The 25,712-nt window shown below is 47.4% G+C and carries 22 protein-coding genes; 13 read left to right on the top strand and 9 right to left on the bottom strand.

Going from position 1 to position 25,712, the window contains the following annotated elements:
• Positions 1-3: 3 nt before the first annotated feature.
• The gene (locus tag P1P86_04180) at positions 4-1,140 is read right to left on the bottom strand and encodes an ABC transporter substrate-binding protein (protein MDF1574373.1); all 1,137 of its coding nucleotides are present in this window, start codon (positions 1,138-1,140) and stop codon (positions 4-6) included.
• Positions 1,137-2,849 carry a trypsin-like peptidase domain-containing protein gene (locus P1P86_04175; protein ID MDF1574372.1) on the bottom strand — a complete coding sequence of 571 codons (1,713 nt, stop codon included), beginning with the start codon at positions 2,847-2,849 and terminating at the stop codon, positions 1,137-1,139. The genes P1P86_04180 and P1P86_04175 overlap by 4 nt, the downstream gene beginning before the upstream one ends.
• A gap of 66 nt (positions 2,850-2,915) precedes the next feature.
• Between P1P86_04175 and ligA the strand changes: the two genes are divergently transcribed.
• Genes ligA through dapA form a run of 3 tightly spaced genes read left to right on the top strand, consistent with a single transcriptional unit; the run spans position 2,916 to position 6,387 of the window.
• Positions 2,916-4,919: an NAD-dependent DNA ligase LigA gene (ligA, locus tag P1P86_04170; GenBank protein MDF1574371.1), complete on the top strand. Its 2,004-nt coding sequence runs from the start codon at positions 2,916-2,918 to the stop codon at positions 4,917-4,919.
• Between the two features lie 29 nt (positions 4,920-4,948).
• The gene (locus P1P86_04165) at positions 4,949-5,488 is read left to right on the top strand and encodes a hypothetical protein (protein ID MDF1574370.1); all 540 of its coding nucleotides are present in this window, start codon (positions 4,949-4,951) and stop codon (positions 5,486-5,488) included.
• Between the two features lie 8 nt (positions 5,489-5,496).
• Positions 5,497-6,387 carry a 4-hydroxy-tetrahydrodipicolinate synthase gene (gene dapA / locus P1P86_04160; protein ID MDF1574369.1) on the top strand — a complete coding sequence of 297 codons (891 nt, stop codon included), beginning with the start codon at positions 5,497-5,499 and terminating at the stop codon, positions 6,385-6,387.
• A 17-nt stretch (positions 6,388-6,404) separates the two neighbouring features.
• Here dapA and secA read toward each other — a convergent pair whose 3' ends face one another.
• From secA to P1P86_04140, 4 genes are all read right to left on the bottom strand, one after another.
• Entirely contained in the window at positions 6,405-9,713 is a 3,309-nt protein-coding gene (gene secA / locus P1P86_04155; protein MDF1574368.1) for a preprotein translocase subunit SecA, read from the bottom strand.
• A 140-nt stretch (positions 9,714-9,853) separates the two neighbouring features.
• Positions 9,854-10,360 (bottom strand): ferritin, encoded by a 507-nt coding sequence (locus P1P86_04150; GenBank protein MDF1574367.1) that lies wholly within the window; start codon positions 10,358-10,360, stop codon positions 9,854-9,856.
• Between the two features lie 55 nt (positions 10,361-10,415).
• A complete protein-coding gene (gene icd / locus P1P86_04145; protein MDF1574366.1) occupies positions 10,416-11,687 on the bottom strand; it encodes an NADP-dependent isocitrate dehydrogenase in 1,272 nt (423 codons plus the stop codon).
• A 51-nt stretch (positions 11,688-11,738) separates the two neighbouring features.
• The gene (locus P1P86_04140; protein ID MDF1574365.1) at positions 11,739-13,481 is read right to left on the bottom strand and encodes a DNA polymerase III subunit gamma/tau; all 1,743 of its coding nucleotides are present in this window, start codon (positions 13,479-13,481) and stop codon (positions 11,739-11,741) included.
• Positions 13,482-13,645: 164 nt separating this feature from the next.
• Here P1P86_04140 and rpsF point away from each other — a divergent pair, with 164 nt between their 5' ends.
• Genes rpsF through rplI form a run of 3 tightly spaced genes read left to right on the top strand, consistent with a single transcriptional unit; the run spans position 13,646 to position 14,729 of the window.
• A complete protein-coding gene (gene rpsF, locus P1P86_04135; protein ID MDF1574364.1) occupies positions 13,646-13,999 on the top strand; it encodes a 30S ribosomal protein S6 in 354 nt (117 codons plus the stop codon).
• On the top strand, positions 13,999-14,268 hold the full coding sequence (gene rpsR / locus P1P86_04130) for a 30S ribosomal protein S18 (protein MDF1574363.1): 270 nt from the start codon (positions 13,999-14,001) through the stop codon (positions 14,266-14,268). Before rpsF ends, rpsR begins: the two co-directional genes overlap by 1 nt.
• Positions 14,269-14,282: 14 nt before the next feature.
• On the top strand, positions 14,283-14,729 hold the full coding sequence (rplI, locus tag P1P86_04125; GenBank protein ID MDF1574362.1) for a 50S ribosomal protein L9: 447 nt from the start codon (positions 14,283-14,285) through the stop codon (positions 14,727-14,729).
• Positions 14,730-14,796: 67 nt separating this feature from the next.
• On the opposite strand, the gene P1P86_04120 is transcribed toward rplI, so the two are convergent.
• Positions 14,797-17,478: a putative LPS assembly protein LptD gene (locus P1P86_04120; protein MDF1574361.1), complete on the bottom strand. Its 2,682-nt coding sequence runs from the start codon at positions 17,476-17,478 to the stop codon at positions 14,797-14,799.
• A 210-nt stretch (positions 17,479-17,688) separates the two neighbouring features.
• On the opposite strand from P1P86_04120, the gene P1P86_04115 reads away from it, so the two are divergent.
• The 7 genes from P1P86_04115 (at position 17,689) to pyrI (ending at position 24,401) form a co-directional block, all read left to right on the top strand.
• On the top strand, positions 17,689-18,735 hold the full coding sequence (locus P1P86_04115) for an N-acetylmuramoyl-L-alanine amidase (protein MDF1574360.1): 1,047 nt from the start codon (positions 17,689-17,691) through the stop codon (positions 18,733-18,735).
• Positions 18,719-19,639, top strand: coding sequence for an MlaD family protein (locus P1P86_04110; GenBank protein ID MDF1574359.1), 921 nt, complete (start codon positions 18,719-18,721; stop codon positions 19,637-19,639). Before P1P86_04115 ends, P1P86_04110 begins: the two co-directional genes overlap by 17 nt.
• A gap of 370 nt (positions 19,640-20,009) precedes the next feature.
• Positions 20,010-21,431 carry a chromosomal replication initiator protein DnaA gene (gene dnaA / locus P1P86_04105; protein ID MDF1574358.1) on the top strand — a complete coding sequence of 474 codons (1,422 nt, stop codon included), beginning with the start codon at positions 20,010-20,012 and terminating at the stop codon, positions 21,429-21,431.
• A 55-nt stretch (positions 21,432-21,486) separates the two neighbouring features.
• On the top strand, positions 21,487-22,368 hold the full coding sequence (locus P1P86_04100; GenBank protein MDF1574357.1) for a DMT family transporter: 882 nt from the start codon (positions 21,487-21,489) through the stop codon (positions 22,366-22,368).
• On the top strand, positions 22,369-22,974 hold the full coding sequence (locus P1P86_04095) for a YigZ family protein (protein ID MDF1574356.1): 606 nt from the start codon (positions 22,369-22,371) through the stop codon (positions 22,972-22,974).
• Positions 22,975-23,008: 34 nt separating this feature from the next.
• Positions 23,009-23,917 carry an aspartate carbamoyltransferase gene (gene pyrB / locus P1P86_04090; protein ID MDF1574355.1) on the top strand — a complete coding sequence of 303 codons (909 nt, stop codon included), beginning with the start codon at positions 23,009-23,011 and terminating at the stop codon, positions 23,915-23,917.
• A 28-nt stretch (positions 23,918-23,945) separates the two neighbouring features.
• The gene (gene pyrI / locus P1P86_04085) at positions 23,946-24,401 is read left to right on the top strand and encodes an aspartate carbamoyltransferase regulatory subunit (protein ID MDF1574354.1); all 456 of its coding nucleotides are present in this window, start codon (positions 23,946-23,948) and stop codon (positions 24,399-24,401) included.
• Here pyrI and P1P86_04080 read toward each other — a convergent pair.
• Both P1P86_04080 and P1P86_04075 read right to left on the bottom strand, forming a co-directional pair.
• Positions 24,394-24,852: a DUF4293 domain-containing protein gene (locus P1P86_04080; GenBank protein ID MDF1574353.1), complete on the bottom strand. Its 459-nt coding sequence runs from the start codon at positions 24,850-24,852 to the stop codon at positions 24,394-24,396. The genes pyrI and P1P86_04080 overlap by 8 nt on opposite strands.
• A 12-nt stretch (positions 24,853-24,864) precedes the next feature.
• On the bottom strand, positions 24,865-25,677 hold the full coding sequence (locus tag P1P86_04075; GenBank protein ID MDF1574352.1) for a prohibitin family protein: 813 nt from the start codon (positions 25,675-25,677) through the stop codon (positions 24,865-24,867).
• Positions 25,678-25,712 lie beyond the last annotated feature (35 nt).

Raw genomic sequence — 25,712 nt, 5'->3', positions numbered from 1 at the left:
GGATTATTTTAATTGCCTGTAGTAAACAAAGCGATGATCTGGCAATAAATCAGGATGAAACACCCTGATCATATCCGCCAGAACCAAGTCGGGCCTTACCGTACCTGACTCCCAGTAGTCGTTTCCGCCACCCTCGCTGATTCGGGCATTGTTATTAAAAACGCTCCCTTCCCCCAGGACACTCAGATCTCCGAAACGTTCGTCCAGCAAGAGGATGTCAGCCAGGCTGTTCGCAGCACCGGGATTGATCCAGATATCCGCGTCCACGGCTTTCAGGTAAACCGATTCCAGGTCCATGGGAAGCGCCTGGGTGGATGGATTGTCCTTCCAGAGATAAGCCCCTCCGGCATCCTGTATCAGCCTGGCGGCAAAGCTATTCCCTCCGGCCATATACCAGGTATCTTTCCATGGAAGACCGGTCAGAACATTTGGTTTGGGGATCACCCTGGAGGCCCGGGCTGAAAGAGAGCTGTAGGCAGAGTCTATCTGGTTAAAAAAGCGGGTCGCTTGTTCCTCCCTGTCATAAAACAAAGAGAAAAACCTGATCCATTCAGCTTTACCCAGAGGGTGCGCTTCCAGGTACTCTCCGCAAAAGACTGCTGGGATGCCCAGGTTTTTAAGTTTTTCCAAAACACTGATTATATGGCCTTCCACACCATAAAGAAAAAGCACATCCGGCTCAAGTTCCACAATGGTCTCAAAATCGAGTCCCTGTCCGTAACCCACATCCTTCACCGCCCCCGATTCGATTCCTTCCCTGATGAATGGGTCATAAATAAATCCTGTACCGGAAAGCCCCACAATGGATCCGGCAGTTCCCAGTTGTTCAATCATGGCCACATGGGTCGTGGAGAGCGCAATCACTCTTTTTACGGGAGTCCTGATAAAAGGAAAACTCTTCAGCGAATCGGGAATCAGCTCCCTGTCAGGCCCCAGTAAATAGGTGAAAATGACATCCCGGCTCTGTTGCCAGGGGTCGGTCACTTCCACCCGTGTAAAGGATCCCTGATCAAAAACTCTGAAACCGGCAGCATAACGGGTATATGAATCCTCAGCCCTGCGGTCAGCCAAAGGATCTGACCGTTTGACGCAGCTTAAAAACAGCAGGACCGGCACCAGGACCATACAAATAACTCTCATCGGCCGCTTACCAGTAGTTTATGATGTTCACGGTGATCGTCAGCTTCTATCCGGATCAAATAGAGGCCCGGGGGCAGTACGGAGGTATGAATTTCGGCCCGGCCCTCCCTGTCGAGCTCCCCATGGATCAGAAAAGCTCCCGAGAGATTTACGACACTATAACGCCCCTTCTCCCGCAGGGGCTCCCTGGTTGTAATATAGAATAACTCTCCGGCCGGATTGGGGAATACACGGAATTTTTGTGCCAATGCCTCCTCGACAGGCTCCGTGCCGGATGGATTATATCCTCCAAGGACCTCCACCCCTGAGTTAACAGGATCAAGCCAGGGTTTCAGTGCATTTCCCTTGCTCGCCTCATAGTCCCACGCCATTCCAAATTGAGTGAAATAGTCGTCATAGTTAGGGGCCGGGTTGTAAATGGTACGGCCCGTTTCGTAATTATAATCAATGGAATCGCCACAGGCCGCATTTCCCCCGCTCAGGATACCGATCACACGGCGGGCCTGATTAAAAAGCGGACCACCGGAAGAACCTCCTTCGGTAGAGCCCACATCCCATTGTTTGACCCACCAGAAGGAGAAGTAGTGATAGTCCTCCAGGCCGCTGTAAGGAACATCCCCGGGCTGGAGCGGGATGGAGGGTATATCTTCATCCAGGGAGATCTTCTTCACATCACCGAAGGGATGATGGAGAGTAACCGTGGAATTGGTCTGGAACCGGGTCCGGTCCCATCCTGCATAATAGACCCCATAGGAAGGAGGCGGGGTATGTGCCAGTTCAATCAGGCTGAAATCAATACTATCCCCGTGTGCGATCATGGTGGCCCCCTCCAGAGACATATCCAACGGTCCGTTCTCCCCGAAACAGGCTGCGCTCTCGTAGTTAAACTGGAAAACAGAACGATCCGCATAATACTGACTGTTCAGGCAGTGCTCGGCCGTGATCACATAGGGGGTCCCGTCGTAGGAAGTATTGTTCACAAGAACTCCGGTGCAGAAAAAATTGGTAGTGTATATCCTTACTACGGAAGGCTTGACCCTCCACCAGTCATCCCCCTCCGTGCAATTCACATCGATCTCACATTTCTGCGAACACCCGAACTCCCCGGCCGGACAGTCATCCGCTTCAGAAGACTGAAAACCTGTTTTCAGAAAGGCATGTGACAGAGATTCCAGCTCCAGATCCCCATAATTATGCATCCCTTCGGGTACCTGCATTTCAATCAGCAGCTCCTCACCCTGAATATGTCCCACCGGCATGATACGGGAAGGTTTGTTATTGCCCGAAGTAAAGGCCCCTTTTACTTCTTTCATGAAAGGATCATACACAAAAAGTTTCACACCCGGCATCAGCTCATAGTCAGCAAAAACCAGCCCCAGAGAGTAGGCTTCGGGCGACAATATATGCACTCGCCAGACAAGGAGACCTGCCTCATGACTCCAGCTTCCATGAGTCTCGGGAGTCAGGTTCACCGGGCGTTCAACCGCAAAGCGCAGGGGCTTGGAGTGGCTGATCCTGTTCAACTCCTTTTCAGCTTCAATCTCCAGCGGATCCACGGGCGGAAGGACATACATGACTTCTGCGGCTTTCAGGCCGGAGTTAAGCCCCAAAGCCTTCCCCGAAAACTGGAGCTGTCCCGCAAGCGGCAGGCTCCCCGTCGCAAGTAGCAGCAGCAAAAGCACCTGGATATGCAGAACGATAGCTTTCATCTGTCTAAATGTAGAGAATAAAACTTAAAGGTGAAATATTTTATACTTTTGTTAAAAGTTCTTCTGATGACCCCGGACCAGGCGAAAATAAGGATTGAGGAATTAAGGAAAGTGCTGTACCGGCACAACTACCTGTACTATGTAAAAGCTGAACCAGGTATTTCTGATTTCGAATATGACCTGCTGATTAAGGAATTGCAAGGCCTGGAATCCGATTTTCCACAGTTCGATGATGAAAACTCTCCATCGCGTCGGGTAGGCAGTGATCTGAACAGGGAATTCCAATCGTTCAGTCACCGCTATCCCATGCTTTCGCTGGGAAACACCTATAATAAAGAGGAACTTCACGAATTTGACCAGCGAGTCAGGAAGGTAGTCGGTGAGAAGGTCTCCTATTTCTGTGAGCTCAAATATGACGGGGTGGCAGTGGCCCTCACATACCGTAACGGCAGACTGTTCAGGGCTCTCACCAGGGGCGATGGCACCCGGGGTGATGAGGTCACCCATAATATCCGCACGATTCGAAGTATCCCCCTCCAGCTAATGAGCAATAATGTTCCTCCCGATTTTGAGATCAGAGGAGAGGTCATTCTTCCTGCCCGTGGCTTTAAGAAACTGAATGAGGAACGGATAAAGAACGGGGAAGCTCCCTTTGCCAATCCGCGTAATGCAGCATCCGGAACCTTGAAAATGCAGAACTCTTCCCTGGTGGCCCGGCGCCCCCTCGAGTGCCTGTTCTACTATATTCCCGGAGAACAGCAGCTGTTTGAATCCCAGCATGAAAGCCTGAATGCTGCACGATCCTGGGGTTTTAATGTACCTGAGTACAATGTAATGGCCCCTTCCATGGACGAAGTGTTTGACTTTATCGCTTACTGGGAAGAGGAACGGGTCAGCCTGCCCTTTGAGATTGACGGGGTGGTGATCAAAGTAGATTCCATTCCACTGCAGAAACAGCTGGGTTTTACCGCTAAAACCCCGCGCTGGGCCATCTCCTATAAATTCAGGGCCGAGCAGGCCATCTCCCGCTTACTATCCGTTGATTTTCAAATAGGCCGTACCGGTGCGGTTACACCGGTTGCCAACCTGGAGCCCTTACAACTGGCCGGCACCACCGTGAAGCGGGCCTCCCTGCATAACGCAGATCAGATTGCCCTGCTTGATATCCGTTTGGGTGATTATTTGTATGTAGAGAAGGGCGGAGAAATTATTCCGAAGATTGTAGGGGTGAATAAAGAGCTCAGGGATGTCTTTAGTGAGGACTTTCGGTTCATTACGGCCTGTCCCGAGTGTGGCAGCACTCTGATCCGGCACGAAGATGAAGCTGCTTTTTACTGTCCCAACACCACCGGATGCCCCCCCCAAATCAAAGGCCGCATTGAACACTTCATCAGCAGGAAAGCGATGGAAATCAATGCAGCGGAAGCTACCATAGATCTGCTATTCCGAAAAGGGCTGGTGAGTGACGTATCAGATCTCTATACACTCCGTATCGGGCAGATCGCCGAACTGGAAAGATTTGGGGAGAAGTCGGCCCGCAAGCTGATCCAAAGCATCATGAATTCCAGGAAAGTACCCTTCCCCAGAGTGCTTTATTCACTGGGAATCAGATATGTGGGGGAAACCGTGGCCCGAAAACTTGCTGAAGCATTTCTAAGTATGGATGCCTTGATGAAAGCCGGTCAGGATAGTCTTGAGCAGGTAGATGAGATCGGAGAACGCATTGCGAAATCAATCCTCTCCTATTTCAGTGATGAGAAGAACCGGCAGTTGGTGGAAAGGCTTAAATCGGCAGGTCTGCAGATGGAAATGAAGAGCATGGCCGGACCCTCCAGTGAGATCCTGAAGGGAAAATCCTTTGTTATATCCGGAATTTTCAGCGGCCACTCCCGGGAAGAACTCAAAAAGATAATCGAGCAGAATGGCGGAAAAAATAGTGGCTCCATCAGTGCCAAAACCGATTACCTTCTGGCTGGCGAGAATATGGGACCCGGCAAATACCAGAAAGCGCAGAATCTGGGAATACCCATAATTTCGGAAGAACAGTTCATGGACATGTTAACTCGATAACATCCAATTTTAATTGTATTTTTGTTCACATGTCAGGAATAAGAGAGAAAATCGGGAACAGGATACTGAAGAAAAGGAGCAGGAGTTTCCAACGGGAAACCCGGGTATATAATTTCGAATCTGCCAAAACGGCTGTCGTCCTGTTTGATGCTCAAAAAAAGGATGCTCTTAAAATCATCTGGGAATTCCGTGGTTTTTTGAAAGATCATGAAATTGATTGCAAAATTTTCGGCTATATCAATCAAAAAGAGGTTCCTCCGGATATGCTTTTCTGGAAGGACCTCTATATGATAAACAAAAGCAACCTGAACTGGTATCTGCGGCCTAAAGGAGAAGCCGCAGAGTTATTCAGGCAGGAAGATCCCGATATCTTGATTAACTTCCATACATCTTACCTGCTGGAAATCCAGTTCCTGGTGCAACTTTCAACGGCCCGTTTCAAAATCGGGTGCTTTACAGAAGAGAAGAACGATTACGATCTGATGATCAATCTTTCAGAAAAGAACGACATGGCTTATTTCTCTGAGCAGATCAAGCACTATGTTTCCATCTTAAATCCCTCAAAATAGCATTCATCATGGCTGAAAAAAATATTTTCAAAGGTACCGGCGTGGCGATGATTACCCCTTTTAAAAGGGATGGAGAGCTTGATATCGACCATTTAGTGATTCATACCAACAGATTAATTGATCAGGGAATTGCTTACCTGGTAGTGCTGGGCACAACAGCCGAGACCCCAACCCTTTCGGCCGGAGAGAAGGAGGATGTCATCCGCAGCGTAAAAGATACCTGTGGTGGAAGAGTACCCCTGATGCTGGGTGTCGGCGGAAATGATACCAGGGAAGTCATTGAGGCAGTCAGGAGAGCAAACAGTCTTGGGATACAAGGAATACTGAGTGTCTCCCCCTACTATAACAAGCCTTCCCAGGAAGGCATTTACCAGCACTATGCTTCCATTGCGTCTGTTACTGAACTGCCGGTAATGCTCTACAATGTACCGGGAAGGACCGGTTCTAATATATCAGCGAAGACCGTCCTCAGACTTGCATCAGATTTCGGGGGAATTATCACGGGAGTTAAGGAGGCTTCGGGCGATCTGGAACAGGTGATGGAAATCATTCAGAACCGTCCCGAAAAATTCCTTGTAGTTTCGGGCGATGACGCGATTACCCTGCCCATGATTGCAGCTGGCGGCGACGGAGCTATCAGTGTTATAGGGAATGCATACCCGGCACTTACTTCTCTCCTGGTGTCTGCCGCCCTGGATGGCTCCTATGAAAAGGCCCGGGAACTGCACTACATGCTTTTCCCGATGATAAAGGCCATATTTAAGGAAGGAAATCCTACAGGAGTTAAAGCTGCCATGGAGATCCGCGGATGGATTGAGAATACGGTCAGGCTCCCCTTAATTCCTGCCACGGCTGCACTGCAGGAGGAGATTGCTCTGCTGGACCGAAAACTTTATTAAAAAGCTTTCTTCCTGACTCAGGCACCGGGCCTGCCGTGACAGTTTTTGTATTTTTTACCACTGCCGCATGGACAGGGATCATTCCGGCCCACCTTCTTTTCCACCCTGACTGGCTGATGTGCCTGGGTTCGTCCATCTTTTGCCTTACCGCCACCTGAGGGATCATTATAACTGTTCAACTCATCCTTGTTGGCTTCAAACTTACTCAGGTCCAGTTTTTTGGGAGCCTCCGCCCGCTTCACACTATTGGGGTCCTTCAGAGGAATATGGGCCTTCATCAGAGTGGAAACCACATCTTTGTTTACCTTATCAATCATAGCAGTAAAAAGCTCAAAAGCCTCAAACTTATAAATCAACAAAGGGTCTTTCTGCTCATACTGGGCATTTCGTACCGACTGGCGCAGATCGTCCAGTTCGCGAAGGTGCTCCTGCCAGGATTGATCGATGGTGGCCAGGATAATGCTCTTTTCGTAGGAACGGACCAGTTCCTTACCCCCCGAATTATAGCATTTTTCAAGGTTTGCCAGGACCTGAAAAACCCGGGTCCCATCAGAGACAGGAACTACAATATTTTCATATACCTGGCGCTGATGTTCATAGACCTGGTTGATTACCGGCATGGCCTGTTCTGAGATGCTTTCCTGCTTCCTTTTGTATGCTATCAGCAGGTCCTCGTAAATCTTATCGACCAGCTCGTTGCTGGTCAGGCGTTTGAATTCATCAGCTGCCACCGGTGATTCGATCGAAAGAAAGCGGATCAGTTCCAGTTTGAAACCATCAAAGTCACCGCTGCTGTGATATTCATTTACAATACTTTCGGTCACATCGAACATCATATTCGCAATATCGAGACCGAGTCTCTCTCCATAAAGGGCATGCTTTCTGCGCTTGTAGATCACCTCGCGCTGAGAATTCATCACATCATCATACTCCAGCAAATTCTTACGAATACCAAAGTTGTTCTCCTCCACCTTTTTCTGGGCGCGTTCAATGGATTTGGTGATCATGGAGTGCTGGATCACCTCTCCCTCTTTTAGTCCGAGCTTATCCATCATACCCGCGATGCGCTCCGATCCGAACAGGCGCATCAGGTCATCCTCCAGACAGACATAGAACTGGGAGGAGCCCGGATCACCCTGCCGGCCCGACCGGCCGCGCAGCTGCCGGTCGACCCGCCTCGACTCGTGCCTTTCGGTTCCGATAATAGCAAGTCCGCCCGCCACCTTAACCTCCGCGGACAACTTGATATCGGTACCCCGTCCTGCCATATTCGTGGCGATGGTAACCGTGCCTGCCTTGCCTGCCTGGGCAACCACTTCGGCCTCCCGCTGGTGCAGTTTGGCATTCAGGACATTATGCGGAATCTTTCCAATCTTAAGCATTTTGGAGAGCAGCTCAGACACCTCTACGGTGGTAGTACCCACCAGTGCGGGACGTCCCTCCTTGTTAAGCCGTACCAGCTCATCAATCACTGCGTTATACTTTTCCCGCTTTGTTTTGTATACCAGATCCTCACGGTCGTCCCTGACAATAGGCCGGTTGGTCGGTATAACCATAACATCCAGTTTGTAGATATCCCAGAATTCACCCGCTTCTGTTTCAGCTGTACCGGTCATGCCGGCCAGTTTATGGTACATCCGGAAATAGTTCTGCAGGGTAATGGTGGCCCAGGTCTGTGTGGCGGCTTCCACCTTAACATTTTCCTTGGCCTCAATGGCCTGGTGCAATCCGTCGCTGTACCTACGGCCCTCCATAATACGACCTGTCTGCTCATCCACGATCTTCACCTTATTGTCCATGACCACATACTCCACCTCCTTTTCAAACATGGCGTATGCTTTCAACAACTGGTTAACGGTATGGATCCTTTCCGATTTTACTGCATAATCCTGAAGCATCTTATCTTTAATCTCCAGCTTCTTCTTATCCTCCATGTCGGAGCGTTCAATCTCGGCCACTTCCGACCCGATATCAGGAAGGATAAAGAAGTCCGGATCATCAGAAGACCCTGTGATCAGGTCGATCCCCTTCTCTGTAAGCTCCACTGAATTGAGTTTTTCCTCAATAGTAAAGTAAAGTTCATCGGTCACCAGGTGCATATTCTTGGATTGCTCCTGCATATAGTGATTTTCTGTTTTCAGCAGCAGGGACTTGTTCCCCTCTTCACTCAGAAGCTTGATCAATGCCTTATATTTGGGTAAGCCCTTATGAGCCTGAAGCAGTTTAAAACCTGCCTTTTCAGTATCGCCCTCAGCAAGCAGCTTCCTTGCTTCCGTAAAGATGTTATTAACCAGATGGCGCTGGACCGTGACTAGTTTTTCCACCTTGGGCTTGTATTCTCCGAACTCCTGGTCATCCCCCTTTGGAATGGGGCCGGAAATGATCAGAGGGGTCCTGGCATCATCCACCAGAACCGAGTCAACCTCATCGACGATGGAGTAGTTGTGTTTTCGCTGAACCAGTTCAGCCGGACTATGTGCCATATTGTCGCGCAGGTAGTCAAAGCCAAACTCATTGTTGGTTCCGAATGTAATATCGCTGTTATAGGCCTTCCTCCTGGCTTCCGAATTAGGCTGGTGTTTATCAATGCAATCCACCGTAAGACCATGAAACTCATAGATGGGTCCCATCCATTCCGAATCCCGTTTGGCCAGGTAATCATTCACGGTAACCAAATGCACACCTTTTCCGGAGAGTGCATTCAGAAAAACAGGCAGTGTGGCCACCAGGGTCTTTCCTTCACCGGTAGCCATCTCCGCGATTTTCCCTCTGTGCAGCGCCACTCCGCCAATAAGCTGCACATCATAATGGACCATATCCCAGGTGATTTCATTTCCCCCCGCCATCCAGCGGTTCTTCCAGATGGCCCTGTTGTCTCTGATCTCCACCGATTCCCTGCTGGCAGCCAGTGTCCTGTCATGGTCCAAAGCCGTTACCTCAATCTCATCGTGTTCCTTAAAGCGACGGGCGGTATCTTTAATCACTGCAAAAGCCTCCGGGAGTATTTCATCCAGAATCACCTCATACTTCTCATCAATCTCCTCTTCCAGTTTATCGATCTGTTTATAAATGGCCTCCTTTTCGCTCACATCCACTTCCGGATCTTCTGCTCTGGCTTTCAGGGCTTCCATCTGCGATTTTTCTTCGGCAACAAAATCAGCCACCCGCTTCTTAAGCATAGCTGACCGCTCTCGTAACTGGTCGTTACTCAGCCGGGGCATAGGCTCATATGCAGCTTTTATCTTATCCACAACAGGCATCACCTCACGCATATCCCTGTCCGCCTTATTACCTAGAAACTTCCCTAGTATTTTGCCTACATCCATGATCCGATGTGATTATCTTGATTTATACCAATTATAGTGAAAGGACAAATTTACCCTTTTTTATTGGTCCACTAGTTTCAAATAGTATACCAATATTAAAAAGCGGCTATATTGTCAGAAAGAAAGAAATACAGTAAATATTATTCTGCCGGGGCCTCTTCAGCACCGCGCATGGACATGATATCGCGGTCGAACATATAAAGGTTGTTCTTACCCACAAGATTCAGTTTATCGATAATTGCCCTTACCGAAGCCTCCTCCTCGATTTGCTCGTTTACGAACCACTGGATCCAGTTCTGGGTCGTATAATCATTCTCCTTCATGCAAACACCCACGATCTCATTGATAGACTCCGAGATATACCTTTCGTGTTTCAACACTTCGTTAAACATACCAAAGATATCTCCAAAATCGACGGGGGGAGTTTCCATGCCCGGAATTACCGCAACGCCATCCCGTTCATTTACATATCTGACCAGTTTAAGCATATGGGCACGCTCTTCTTCAGACTGGGCGTAAAGCCAGTTTGAGACTCCTTCAAATCCTTTGTTTTCGGCCCATGAAGCCATGGAGAGATAGAGTTGTGACGAATAGTCTTCCTTTTGAATCTGCTGATTCAGGATCTCTTCAACTTTTTTTGTTAACATATTGTAGCTTATTAAGTTAATTATTTATTTGTATCCCTTCGGCGAAGCGTACATTTTAAACCTGCATATTCTCAATAATGGCTGAGCTAAATTCTGAACACTTCAATTCAGTAGGGTCGTCCATCAGCCTGGCAAAGTCATAGGTAACTTTCTTCTTCATAATGGCTTCCTGCAATCCCTTTACAATCAAATCGGCCGCTTCATCCCATCCCATGTATTGCAGCATCATCACCCCGGAAAGAATAACTGATCCGGGATTCACCTTATCCAGTCCGGCATATTTGGGTGCGGTTCCATGTGTAGCCTCAAAAATAGCATGACCGGTCTCATAATTTATATTGGCGCCTGGTGCGATCCCTATGCCCCCCACAATAGCAGCCAGGGCATCAGAAATATAGTCGCCATTCAGGTTCATAGTGGCTATGACAGAGTATTCGGCCGGCCGGGTAAGTATCTGTTGCAGGAAGGCATCGGCTATCACGTCCTTGATTAAAATTTTTCCATTCTTAAGGGCATTATCCTGTGCCTTATCTGCCTCCGCTTTACCTTCTTTCGCGGCGATTCTGTCGTACTGGTTCCAGGTAAATACCAGGTCGCCAAATTCCTCTTCAGCCAGCTCATATCCCCACTGCTTGAACTGGCCTTCAGTAAACTTCATGATATTCCCTTTATGCACCAAAGTTACAGATGGCTGCTTCTTGCGGACCGCATACTGGATGGCAGCCCTGACCAGCCGGTAGGTTCCCTCTTTTGAAATGGGTTTGATGCCAATGGAGGTACTTTCAGGGAAGCGCATGGTGGACACACCCATCTCATCCAAAAGGAATTTCTTGATTTTTTCCCCTTCCGGGGTTCCGGTCATCCACTCAATGCCGGCATAGATATCTTCTGAGTTCTCGCGAAATATGACCATATCCGTGGTCTCCGGCTTTTTTACCGGAGAAGGGACTCCTTTGTAATACTTGACCGGCCGAAGGCATACATAAAGATCAAGTATCTGCCTTAATGCCACATTCAGTGACCTGATGCCCCCGCCAACCGGAGTTGTCAGGGGTCCCTTGATGGCCACCAGGTGCTCGTGTATGATATCCAGGGTCTCTTCCGGCAGCCATTTACCGGTCTTGTTGTATGCCTTTTCACCGGCATAAACCTCTTTCCATATGATCTTTTTTTTGCCCTGGTATGCCTTTTCGACGGCAGCATCCAGTACCCGGACAGATGCAGCCCAGATATCGGGCCCGGTACCATCTCCTTCAATAAATGGAACAATTGGAAAATCGGGTACTGTAATTTTCCCCATTTGCTTGTTGATCTTTTCTCCGGTCATGATTCTATGTTATGGTTTATGTTATTAATTACAACTGATATTTTTTAATGTTCAATCGTCAAAATCCAGATTAAACCGGGATTTCAGCTTAGCCAGTTCAGAGTTTTTCTGAAGCAGAAATTCCATCTTATCCTGTTCGGTGTAGATTTTTTTTCCATTTTCCTCGTTTTCAGACACTTCAGTAATAATATCCAGGGACTGGAGACCGGTGGTTTTCTGAATATGCTTCACCAGTTCTGACCTGATCTTCTTTACAAAATGATCCCGCTGTGCCTCACTGTTCAGCAGCACCATGACCGTGCTTCCTCCACTGACAATGGGTTTGTGATGGATCAGGGTGCTGTATATACGGGGTTTGCTTTTCTGGATGGAGGTGGCATAATCGTTCCATGCCTGTATGATGGTTTCCGGATCCGCCTCTTTTGCACGCTCCTCCGTTCCTGAATCCTGCCCGTCAGTTTCAGCAGAAACAGCTTCCTGATCTGCATTTTCCGACTTCAGGTAACCTGGCGACCAGCCCCTCAGGCTGTCCTTAATGGAGATGCCTGAAGTTCTGACCATCGAGCTGATCCCATTCTCAGACAGGGCATCAGGAGGTGCAGGGGCCTCTTTTACTTCAGGTGCAGGGGCTTCCTTTACTTCAGGTTCAGGCGCAGGTTTCGGTTCCTGCTTAGTTTCAGTGACTATTTTTTTTTTTGAAACCCCGGAAAGGTTGGCCAGCTTAACCAGTGCCAGTTCAATAGTCAGCCGCTGGTTCCTGCTGCTTCTGAACTGGATATCGGCCTGGTTGCATATTTCCAGTCCCTCATAAAGAAAAGATAAGGAGACCTGTTCGGATTGGGTCAGGAATTTCTCCCTGATCCCGGCACCAACTTCCAGCAGCTGGACAGTCTCCGGATTCTTGCATACCATCAGATCCCTCAGGTGTGCTGCATATCCATTGATAAAATTCCGGGCATCGAAGCCCTTGGTAAGAATTTCATTGAACAAGAGCATGGCCGATGCCACATCACCATCAATCAGGAAAAAGGTGAGTTTGAAAAAGTACTCAGAATCCAGAATGTTCAGATTACTGATCACATCCTGGTAGGTGATTCTCCCCCTGGAAAAACTAACAACCTGGTCAAAGATGGAGAGTGCATCCCGCATGGCACCATCTGCCTTTTGGGCAATCACATGCAGGGCATCCTCCTCGTACTCCAGACCTTCTTTATCGGCAATCTGCTTCAGGTAATCCACCGCATCTTCGACCCTGATCCGGTTAAAATCGAAGATTTGGCAGCGCGAGAGGATGGTCGGAATAATCTTATGCTTTTCCGTGGTGGCCAGAACAAAAATAGCATGGGCAGGGGGTTCTTCCAGCGTTTTCAGAAAAGCATTAAATGCAGACTGGGAAAGCATGTGTACCTCATCAATGATATAGATACTATAGTGACCAATTTGTGGTGGGATCCGCACCTGCTCTGTCAGGTTCCTGATATCATCCACCGAATTATTGGAAGCTGCATCCAGTTCATGAATGCTGTAGGAACGATTCTCATTAAAGGAGATGCACGATTCACACTGGTTGCACGCTTCACCTCGCTCAGAAATATTTCCGCAGTTAATGGTTTTGGCAAAAATCCGGGCGCAGGTTGTCTTTCCTACCCCGCGCGGACCGCTGAAAAGATAGGCATGACCCAGGTGCTCATTGATTACAGAATTCCTGAGCGTTCCTGTGATAGAGGGCTGACCCACCACATCATCAAAACTTGCAGGCCTGTACTTTCTGGCCGAAACAATAAACTTCTCCATTTGCATCTGCTAAGATAACAAACTACTCTATAATGTCGAAGGTCAAAATGACCGAAACAGAGATCAGGGAAAGCAAATTGAAAAGAAACGGTCTTTTTTTGGCTCTTATTCAAAAACTTGCTACTTTTGCAGTCGATTTTTTATTAACTAAATATTTATATATGTTGAATCAATACGAAACCGTTTTCATTGCTACTCCCGTTTTGTCTGAAAGCCAGATGAAGGAAGCGGTTGCAAAATTCAAGAAGATTATCACCGACAGCAAAGGTGAAATCGTTTATGAAGAAGACTGGGGGCTGAAGAAGCTGGCCTACCCCATTCAAAAGAAATCCACCGGGTTTTACCATCTGATCGAGTTCAGGGCAGAACCCAGCCTGATCGCGAAACTGGAAATTGAGTACCGCAGGGATGAGCGAATCATTCGCTTTCTGACCATGAAAATGGAGAAATATGCGGTTGCTTATGCAGAGAAGAAAAGAGCAAGAAAATCAGAAGAACAAAAACAGGAGAACGAATAATGGCACAGGATAATTCAGAAATCAGATATTTAACTCCGCCTACGGTAGAGATTAAGAAAAAAAAGTATTGCAGGTTCAGAAAAAACCGGATTAAGTATATCGACTATAAAGATCCCGAATTCCTGAAGAAATTCCTGAACGAACAGGGGAAAATTCTTCCGAGGCGCCTGACAGGTACTTCGCTTAAGTTTCAGAGAAAAATTGCAGTGGCTATCAAGCGTGCGCGTCATCTGGCCCTGCTTCCTTATGTAACTGACATGCTAAAGTAAAAGGAGGAAGAAAAATGAATGTGATCTTAAAACAGGACATGCCCAATCTGGGACATAAGGACGACATTGTTATGGTGAAGGATGGATATGCCAGGAATTACCTGATTCCGAAAGGCTATGCCATCAATGCCACGGCACAGAACAAAAAGGTCCATGAGGAGATTCTCCGGCAACGTGCTCACAAAGAAGAGCAACTGAAAGAGGCCGCTATGAAACTGGCCGAAGAACTGAAGAAAGTGAGTCTGACCATTGGTGCCAAAACCAGCACCAAGGGAAAAATCTTTGGTTCTGTAAATACCATCCAGATAGCCGAAGCCCTGATAGAAAAAGGATTCGAAGTGGAACGCAAGAACATTTCCATCAAAGATGATCTGATCAAAGAGATCGGAAGCTACTCAGCCACCGTCAAACTCCATAAAGAGGTGCTGGTGGATATTCCTTTTGAAATCGTTTCCGAATAGAATTTACCCTCTTATCCATTTATCCATATGAAACCGTCCGGATGATCCGGGCGGTTTTTTTTTAGTCTCAGAAATTATCCACCCAGGATTTTCTTTTGTTCCATTTCAGATCAGACAGAATAGCCGACTTGGCATTGATCTGGAAATTGTAGGATTTGTAGTTTCCAAAGGGAACCACCGAGATGCGCATCTCCCAGCAATGCAGATCCCGGTAAATACTCAGGTTGGTGGTCGTGAATTGTTTCGTGTTCAGATCATAGCCAGTATTAAATCCGATTTTCCAGTTGGGTGAAAGACTGAAATCGCCGGAAGTCCTCAGCGTCTGAATAATCTTGCTCTCATCCAGTTTTTTGGAATAACTGAAACTATAGTCCACCCGGAGCGACCAGGGAATATCAAAATCCACATAGTCGCCGTAAAACTCCTCCACATTGGGATCATAGGTTCCCAGGGGGTCTTCTCCATCCATACCCCGGCTGTTAAGCTGTGACTGGCCGTCCAGATCCTCCTGTCCCGGCTTGGTGCCGTTCTTCTCCTTCTTTGATTTGAGTGTAAAACCTGTCGACATACTGACTGCGGTAAGGCGAAGCGGTTTGCCTGTCTGGGAAAACCAGGTTTCTGCGGTGCGACTTCTGTTGGTTGCGGTATCATATCCGAAGGGATCCAGTACTCCCCGGAAAGTAAAGTTCAGTTTATTATCAAATAATTTGGTGCTTCCGTTGAAATTGATCGGGGTCCATGCGGGCGTCAGTGTGTCTGTATGAAAGAGATTCAGGCTGGTGCTTAAACTCAGGTTATCGAGCAATTTCACCTTCTCCAGTTCATCAATGGTGTCGTTTTTGGAGCGCATCTTTGCCTCCAGATTGTTACGCAGGGAAAAATTAAGCGAACCGGATGCTCCCCTGGTGGAGGGGGTTCCATAGATCCCGTCTTCGTAAATAGAGTAAATTGCAACGGTATCCCCGCTCTCTTCATCCACCAGGGTTCGGTAGTAGTCGGGTTGGAAGTTACCCATATCGGGCACATAGGAGAAGCCGGCCGTTGGGGTCATCACATGCCTGATCTGCTCCAGCCTGCCCTTTCCCTTAAAAGTATACATGCCGTAAATCTTGGGGGAGATGCCCGAACCAATACTGGGAAAGAGGGAGTGGGCATAAGATATCTTACTGATGGTGTCCTTAATAATAGTAGTGCTGTAGCCGGTGATGTTCCCCAGTTCATCATACTCATCTTCATAGCTGAGATATTTCCGGGTCTGCTTGGTATAGAGCATCCCATTGTAATTCAGGGAAGGGGTAATGGCAAAACTCTGCAGCATGGGCGTTTTCCGGAATGGTTTGATACTTAAACTCAGGGGAATGCTGTGATTGTATCCGTTTTTCATATCATCCCACACCTGGCTGGTGAACAGCAGAGTATCCGTAGTGGAAATCCGGTTCTCCAGCAGACTGGTATAACTCAACTGTATATCCTCATAAAAACGTTTGGGACCCACTCCCGATTTACGTTTGAAAGGATTGATCCTGGCCATGTTGAAGGAGACCTTAGGCAGAGTCAGACTAACCGATTTATTATTGCTGTTCTGCGAGTGGTTCAGGGAAGCACTCATATTAAAGGGGCTGTTGGGCCATGATTTTGTGTAGGAGATACTGGACTGCTTGGTGTTTCTCATCACACTGTTGATATTCCTGGTATGGTTCTGATCGTAGGAGGAGCTGGATAAGTTTACACTGGCCCTGAACGAACTGTTGGGATTAGCCCTGGAGTCCTGGCTATGGCTCCAGCCAATGGCATAATCCCTGCTTACTGTATAAGTATCTTCAATATTCTTATATCCGTTCACATTCTTAAAATAGCGCACATTCAGATTTCCCCCGAAACGATAGTTCCATTTATAATTACTTCCGACCCGCACCCCCCAGGTACCGTTGGTATAGATATCTCCGGTTACACGCAGGTCCATATAATCGTTCATGGCAAAATAGTAGCCTCCTTCCCGGAGGAAAAAACCCCGCCTGGCTTCCTCCCCGTATTTGGGAATCAGGATTCCCGAAGTTTTGGTAGTTGAATTTGGAAAAAAACCAAAGGGAAGTCCGATGGGAAGCGGCACATCGGCCAGGACAATGTAGGCAGGTCCGAAAACTATCTTATCTCCCGGCATACTGATCGCCTTGGTCAGGGCGATATAGAAATGGGGGTGGTCCAGATCGCAGGTGGTATATTTCCCGTCCTTCAGGTGCACATGCCCGTTATTCTGTTTCTTGGTCTGCTCCGCATGCAGGTAACCTCCCTCCTGCTGGGTGATCACCTCTTCGATATAGCCTTTCTGAGTTTTAAAATTATATCTCAGGTTCTTGGATTCAAATGAATTGTTTGCATCCGTAAAGACCGGATTTCCCGCCATATTTCCCGCGCTATCGGGCAATCCGTTTGCAATGACCAGGTTCAGGTCCATCTCATAGCGGATATAGTCAGCCTCCAGGGTGATGTCTTCATAGGTGATAATCGCCCCTCCGTAAAGCTCCACCATTCCATCGTCCAGCCAAAATATAAGAGAGTCATTGGCATCGTACACCACTTCCGATTCCACATCTCCCCCGCCTGAGGGAGGGATAGTCAGTGTGTCGGAGCGAAGAGAATCGGCCATCACCATGCTATCCGATATGGCCTCGAAAAAAGAATCCAGAGCCGGATGAGCTGCCGCTACAACAGTATCGGCCTGCTGAGCATGCAATACAGGGCAAGACAACAGAGTTAGTAAGATGATGAAAAATATCTTAGACCGATCGTAAAGCAATATGGATAAACTTATATTTTTGTGATAAACGCAAAGGTAATGCCAATATATATAAAACGGCTATTTCATACGTTTCTTGTATCAACATTTTTAGCGCTTATTTCTATCCCATCCACAGGGAGAGATCCAGGGAAGGATCCGCCCAAGGGAATCCGGACCATTGTGATTGATGCAGGGCATGGCGGAAAAGACCCCGGTGCGGTTGGCAAGCGGGGCAAGGAAAAAGACATTGCCCTTGCCATTGCCCTGAAAGTAGGTTCCTATATCGAAGAGAATATTCCGGATGTCAAAGTGATCTATACCCGGAAATCAGATGTATTTGTTGAGCTGCAGCAGCGGGCCGAAATTGCTAACAAAGCCAAAGCGGATCTCTTTCTGTCCATCCATGTAAACGCGCACAGCCGGACCACGGCGCATGGAACCCTCACCCTGGTCCTTGGTCAGCACCGTGCAGATGAAAATTTTGAAGTGGCGGTCAGAGAGAACTCCGTCATCCTGCTGGAGGAGGATTATGAAACGGTTTATGAAGACTTTGACCCCAAATCGGCCGAATCCTATATTATGTTTTCCCTGATGCAAAAGACCTATTTTAAACAGAGTATCGAGTTCGGCGATTTTGTGCAGGACCAGTTCAGGGAGCGTGCGCAGAGAAATGATCTGGGTGTCAGGGAGCAGGGTCTTCTGGTGCTCGCGCAGACTTCTATGCCGGGTGTTTTGGTGGAGACCGGTTTTATTTCCAATCTTGAAGAGGAAAAATACCTGCTTACCCCATATGGGCAGGAGATTATTGCCTCTGCCATCTACCGGGGATTTAAAAACTACAAAGAGCTTATTGACCGCCGGAGCAATCTTACCGTGGTCGTGGGAGATAAACCTGCCGGCGGTAAGCTTAGCCCTGAAGAAAACAAAGAGCTTGCCCCTGTGGCGGACAGGATCATTTTTAGCGTTCAACTGGCTTCTTCCAAGAACAAAATTGCCGCAGAACCGTCATCCTTTAAGGGCTACGATAGGGTCATGGTGATCGAGGATGGCAGGTGGTTCAAATACCTGGTGGGCAGAGAGTCCAGTTACCACGCGGCCCTGGAGAGATGTACTGCAATAAAATCTGATTATCCAGACGCTTTTGTTGTGGCATCGAAGGGCGGGAAGATCGTTCCGCTCAGCGTTGCCCTGGAGGAAATAAATCAATCATATGAAAATCAGCAGTGAAGCCAAAGTCGGCATCATCGGTCTAGCAACTCTGATTGTCTTAATCTGGGGCATTAACTACCTGAAAGGCAGGAATATACTTAACAGCACCTATACCCTGCATGCATTTTTTGAGGATTCAGGTGGCATCGAGTCCTCCGCACCTGTGCTGATGAACGGAGTGAAAATCGGGTTTATAGATGCCATTGATCTTCTGCCGGGCGTGAAGCCCCCCATCCATGTAAAATTGCATATCGAGAAACGCTACCCTGTCCGGAGAGGTTCCACCGCCATCCTCTACAGTGCGGATCTCCTGGGCAGCAAGGCCATCCGCCTGGAGGCATCCGGACAAGGGGACCGGCTTCAGCACCAGGATACCATCCAGTCTTTAACTGAAGAGAATATGTTTTCCTCCGTCACCGACCAGATCCTGCCCGTCGTCGAGCAGATCGGAGGGCTCGCAGAATCCCTTGACAGCGTGGTCTTAAAACTTGACGGGCTTTTGAAAACAGAGGATCCGGCCGAAACCCTCCGCCACCTTGCCGGGATATCGGCATCCCTTTCCCGTTCTCTGAAGCAGGGCGGACCGCTGTACGAAAGCTTTCAAAACCTGGAGAGTTTTACCTCCATGCTTGAATCTCAGGAAGAGGAGATTGATTCAATGACGGGGCACCTTAACTCCATCGCTGCCTCCCTGGACAGAGCCGGCATTGACAGGATCGCCGAAGAATTAATAGCAGCGTCCGGCGCCTTTACACAGCTGATGAATCAGTTGAATTCCGGTGAGGGTTCCGCAGGCAAACTTATTTACTCAGACAGCATATACACTCAGCTTCAAAATCTTCTTAGTAACCTGGACAGCCTGGTGAACGATCTGAATGAAAATCCGCAGGATTATGTTCATTTTTCACTGTTCGGAAAATAACAGCAAAAACCACCCCGGAAGCGAAGATTTTCAGGTGAAATAATTTGATAAAAGTTGTTTTTTTTTGTTGAAAGAAAACCCTGAGTTTGGATGTATATTAAATAAAAAATTGAATTGGAAGGACTAAAGGTTTAATTAACAATTCATTAAGATTAGAAAGAATAAGAATTATGATAACTATTTGATATTGTGCATGTTACAAATAATCTGTTTTTTTTTATTCTATAAATAATTGACCCTAAAAACAATATAGTCTTTCTGTAACTTTCAAGGCTTCTTCAGTTTTTTTTTAACTTTTTTTTCACAATCTTTGCTTTTAGTATCCCGCTGGCTAAAAACTTAAAATTCTAATACTAAATCGACGTTTAAAATGCATGAACGTATCTGGAACAACTGTCTTAACGTGATCAAAGACAATGTGCCCTCCATAAGTTTTCGTACTTGGTTTGAGCCGATTGTTCCTCTGAAGCTTGAAAATGACATTTTGACTATCCAGGTTCCCAGCCCCTTCTTCTATGAATACCTCGAGGAACAGTATATTGATATACTGCGAAAAGTGATCAAAAAAGAAATGGGCCCGGAAGCCAAGCTTGAGTACAACGTGATCATGCAGAATAACTCCTATAATAACAGCAAGCCCTATACGGTCAAATTCCCGGCCAGAAACAATAAGGAGATCCGGAACACTCCCGTTTCCGTTCCTCTGGATGCCAGCGAAAATACTATAAAAAACCCTTTTGTAATTCCCGGATTGAAGAAGCTGGATATTGATCCCAGGCTCAATCCGGAGAACTCATTTGATAACTTCATCGAAGGTGAGTGCAACAGACTTGCCCGCTCTGCCGGTTATGCCGTCTCTAAAAACCCCGGGGGTACCGCGTTTAATCCTTTGCTGATTTATGGCGACAGTGGCCTGGGAAAGACTCATCTGGCACAGGCCATAGGCATTGAAGTTAAGGCGCTGTTTCCTGATAAAACAGTTCTTTACGTAAATGCCAACAAATTCCAGACGCAGTTTGTAGATGCCATCAGGAATAACAATAAAAATGATTTTCTCCACTTCTACCAGATGATTGATGTGCTGATCATTGACGATGTGCACGAATTCGCAGGAAAGGAGAAAACGCAGGATACCTTCTTTCACATATTCAATCATCTTCATCAAAGTGGCAGGCAATTGATTCTCACCTCGGACAAACCCCCGGTAGAGTTACAGGGAATGGAGTCCAGGTTGCTCAGCAGGTTCAAGTGGGGGCTTTCGGCCGATCTTCAGGTACCAGATTTCGAAACCCGGATGGCCATTCTGAAAAAGAAAACCTATAATGATGGGATCGAGCTTCCTGAAGAGGTATTGGAGTGTATCGCCACACATATCTCAGATAATATCAGGGAACTGGAGGGCGCACTGATATCCCTGCTTGCCCAGTCAACACTTAACAAGAAAGAGATTACTCTCGATCTCACCAAAGAGATGATCGATAAGCTCATCAAAAGCACCAAGCGGGAGATTTCCATTGACTATATTCAGAAAGTGGTCTGCAATTACTACAACATCGGGCTCGAACAGCTACAGTCAAAGACGAGAAAACGGGAGATTGTTCAGGCACGCCAGGTAGCCATGTTCTTCTCCAAGACCCTGACAAAATCATCTCTGGCAACCATTGGCTCCCAGATTGGAGGAAAGGACCATGCAACAGTATTACATGCCTGTAAAACAGTGAATAACCTGATAGAAACTGATAAACGCTTCCGGCTCCAGGTCGATGAAATTGAGAAAAAACTTAAAATGTAGTTTCAACAGGAACAGGTTCTCAAGGGACCTGTTTTTTTTTAATATGAAGTTCTGAATGCATTTTCTTATTCTCTGCATACTCTCCTCCACAGGCATTTTCATCATTTTCAAAAGTATTAGCCGGTTATATATCCCGGTCTTCCCGGTAATTGTTATTAATTACCTCGTTGCCACTCTGCTGGGTCTTATCATCAACACCGGCGATGCAGGACTTCCAGCCATATTGGATGCCCGATGGCTGCCTGTCAGCATCATCATTGGAATCCTGTTTATTCTGATGTTTTTCCTGGTGGCCCATTCCACAAAAAAAGCCGGACTATCGGTCACCACCGTTGCCAGTAAAATGTCGGTCATTTTCCCCATTGTCTTCTCCCTGATTATCGACCCTTCCGATCAGCTTACCCAGATGAAGTCGACCGCTGTGATTATCGCGCTGGGTGGAGTGGTGTTAACGGTATATAAACCTGAAAACGGTAGTTTTGGAAGGAGTGCCGTCTTTATCCCCCTCCTGCTTTTTGTGGGTATGGGGGTCGTGGATTCCCTGGTGAAACTGGCACAACAGCAATATGTGGATGATGTCGAAACCGCTCTTTTCAGCGCCATTCTCTTCCTGAATGCTTTTCTCTCAGGATTACTGGCCATGCTTATATTCAGGAAAGACAGGCGACAGTTTTTCAAAGGCAGGGTATGGGCCTGGGGAGGCTTGCTGGGAGCCGTGAACTTCGGTTCCATCTATTTTATGGTAAGAGCCCTGCACTATAGCCCGTCTGATGGCAGGAGCTTAGACAGTTCGGTTATTTTCGGGGCCAATAACATCAGTATAGTGGCCTTGAGCGTGCTGGTGGGACTTTGGGTTTTTAAAGAGGAACTGAAACTGATCAACTGGATAGGAATCGGACTGTCGGCACTGGCTCTGTTGCTTTTTATGCTGGTCTAGATGAAAGATCTGTATCTGACCATACAAGGCCCTTCGGAAGGGATTTATAAAGAGAAAGGAAGCAAATTTCTCGCATTCGCTTATCCGCTTGATCATGAGGAGGGCATAAAGCAGCAACTGGCCGGGCTTAAAAAGATGTATCACGATGCCCGGCATCACTGCTTTGCATGGCGTTTGGGGCCCGGGCTGACACGGTACAGGGTGAGCGATGACGGAGAACCGTCGGGAAGTGCCGGTAAACCCATATACGGACAAATTATATCCAGGGAACTAAGCGATCTGCTGGTGGTGGTGGTTCGGTATTTCGGAGGGACCAAGCTGGGTGTGGGTGGATTGATAAATGCCTATCGGTCGGCTGCCGCGGATGCACTGGATCAGAACAGTTGTATCGAGCGAAGAGTGTATGACCGCTTAAGAGTGGAGTTTAAATACGATTGTATGAATGCCGTCATGAAGGTGATCAAGGAGTTGGAGCTAGATATCGAGGAGCAGGAGTTTGATTTGAATTGCTCACTGACTTTGAAATCATGGAAGCGGCATAGCAATAGGGTGTTTGATAGTTTTTCAAAAATCACAAGCTGCAGGATAGCACTTATAGAAGAATAGTCACTATATTAAATTCGAAATAAATCCTCATCGTATGAAGAACAAACATCTTGTTTCAATCACAGATTTCACCCGGGAAGAGTATCTGCGTATCCTGGATCTGGCTGCCGAATTCGAAGCGAACCCACGCCAGGAAATCCTCAATGGATATGTGATCTCTACCCTGTTTTTTGAGCCCTCCACCAGAACCCGGCTGAGTTTTGAAACTGCCATCAACGGACTGGGTGGCCGGGTTGTTGGATTCAGCGATTCAGGGGCCACCAGTGCTTCCAAAGGAGAAACCCTGCACGACACCATTAAAATGGTAAGTAATTATGCCGACCTGATCGTGATGCGCCACCCCCTGGAAGGGAGTGCCCGCCTGGCCAGCGAGGTTTCTTCTGTACCCATTGTGAATGCAGGAGATGGTGCTAACCAGCATCCCACCCAGACCCTGCTGGATATGTATTCCATCCTGAAAACTCAGGGTACCCTGGAGAACCTGAAGATCTTTATGGTAGGAGACCTGAAATACGGACGAACCGTTCATTCCCTGCTTCAGGCCATGTCCAAATTCAATCCAACCTTCTATTTCATATCACCCGATGAGCTTAAAATGCCCCCTTCCTATAAACTTTATCTGGACAAAATCGGATTAAATTATATCGAAGGAAAGGAACTGACTGAATTCCTTCCGGAAGCCGATATTATTTATATGACCAGGGTTCAGCAGGAACGATTCACCGATCCCATTGAATATGAAAGAGTTAAAAACGCATACATCCTGTGCAGGGCGATGCTGGAGGATTGCAAGGAAAGCATGAAAGTGCTGCATCCCCTGCCCCGGGTAAACGAGATCCATACAGATGTGGACGGAAGCCCCCATGCTTACTATTTTGATCAGGCAAGGAACGGAGTCTATGTGCGTATGGCCATCCTGACCTCCATCCTGGGTATAAAATAATTTCATTCCAACTGAACAAGCCAATAAGATGAAAGATAAACAACTATCAGTCAGTGCGATTAAAGAAGGAACCGTTATTGATCATATCCCGGCTTCTGCCCTCTTTAAAGTGGTATCCATCCTGAACCTCGATAAACTCGATACCATGATAACCATCGGCAACAGTCTCGGAAGTAATAAGCTGGGAAAAAAAGGGATCATCAAACTGTCAGAGGTTTTCTTTAAAGACTCGGAAATCAACAAGATTGCCCTGGTGGCGCCCAGTGCCAAGCTAAACATTATCCGCGAGTACGACGTGGTCGAGAAAAGGGTGGTTGAAATTCCCGATGAAATCTACGGCATCGCGAAATGTGTGAATCCCAAATGTATCACCAATAACGAAAAGGTCAGCACGCGTTTCGAGGTGATCTCCAAAGTGCAGGTGAAGTTGAAATGCCACTATTGCGAAAAGATAACCGACCAGGACAACATTGTGATTATCTGATCCTGTCGAAAGCCTTTACAAGCAGCTCATCCCTGCGGATTCTCCGGAAGGCGAAATAGAGGAGAATAATGCATACGGGAGGTATCACAAACCTCCATTGATGCAGGACCAGGGCTCCCTCCAGCTGACGCTTCGACATAGCTGTATAGAAAAACATCATGGCTACCATACCCGCATGGAGCAGGATGAGGAACACGGCGATCCTCATCTGCCGCATACGGTTCCTGTACAGGAAAATATTTAGAAATGCAAGCACCGCAACGGAGATACAGAGAACGGAAAGCGGCCAGGTGGCCACTTCCAGTTTCTCACCGGCCTCATTAAACAGGCCGGAATACTTCAGTACAAACTCGCTTCCTTCCAGTGTAAAACGTGTGACAGGGCCCGTTAATAAAAACAGGCTCAGGATAAAGACTCCCAGAAGAAAAAGAGTCTGTGATCGCTGCAACATGATTCTTTTGCTTTAGTTTCCTCCCAGGATCAGCGGCAATCCTTCTTCCCCGCCTCCAATGACCACCACCTTGCTATTTGCTGAATTTGCCAGCTCCAGGGTAGCATCAATACCCTTTTGCCTTAAAATACGATCGGTCAGAGAAGCGCTGATAATGGCATTGTAATCAGCAATACCCTGTGCCTGGATCCGGAGACGATCGGCCTCACTCGTCTCACGCTCGAGCCGGTATTGGTAGGCCAGGGCCTCCTGCTGCTGCTGCAATTTACTCTCAATCGCAGCTTTTATCTTTTCGGGCAGGGTAATGGCCCGGATCAGCAGGTCTTTCATCTCTATACTTTTATCGGCAAGTGCTTTCCGGGTAGCTGCAATAATCTCTTTCTCCACTTCGCCACGCATGGTGGAATAAATCTCCTCGGCGGTGTAGCGGCCTGTTACCGCCCGAACGGCCGATCGCACGTTGGGGATCACCATAACGGATACATAATTGGCTCCGATGTTTTCATGCAGATAACCGATTCTTTCATAAAAAGGATTAAAAATAAGGGTCACATCCACATTGATGGACAGTCCGCCTTTATCCAGTACATCCATGGTCTCTTCAATCTTTTGTTCCTTGACATCGTAGCGTATCAGGTCATTCCATGGAGCAATTACATGAAATCCGGGAATATAGATATTATCCTTATCCAGTCCCATTCCGAATTTCTTAAAAACCACGCCACGCTCACCCGGTTTCAGAACATAAAACATCTGACTTCCGAATATAAGCAGCAGTACCACGATGGCTACCACGCTAATAATTAAGTATTGAGCTCTTTTCATATTATGGTGTTTTGTTTGTGAGTAAGTATTTTCAA

The organism is Bacteroidales bacterium (genome assembly GCA_029210725.1).
Lineage (GTDB): Bacteria > Bacteroidota > Bacteroidia > Bacteroidales.
Note: the sequence above shows the minus strand (reverse complement) of the source record. Positions and strands in the feature narration are given on the sequence as shown.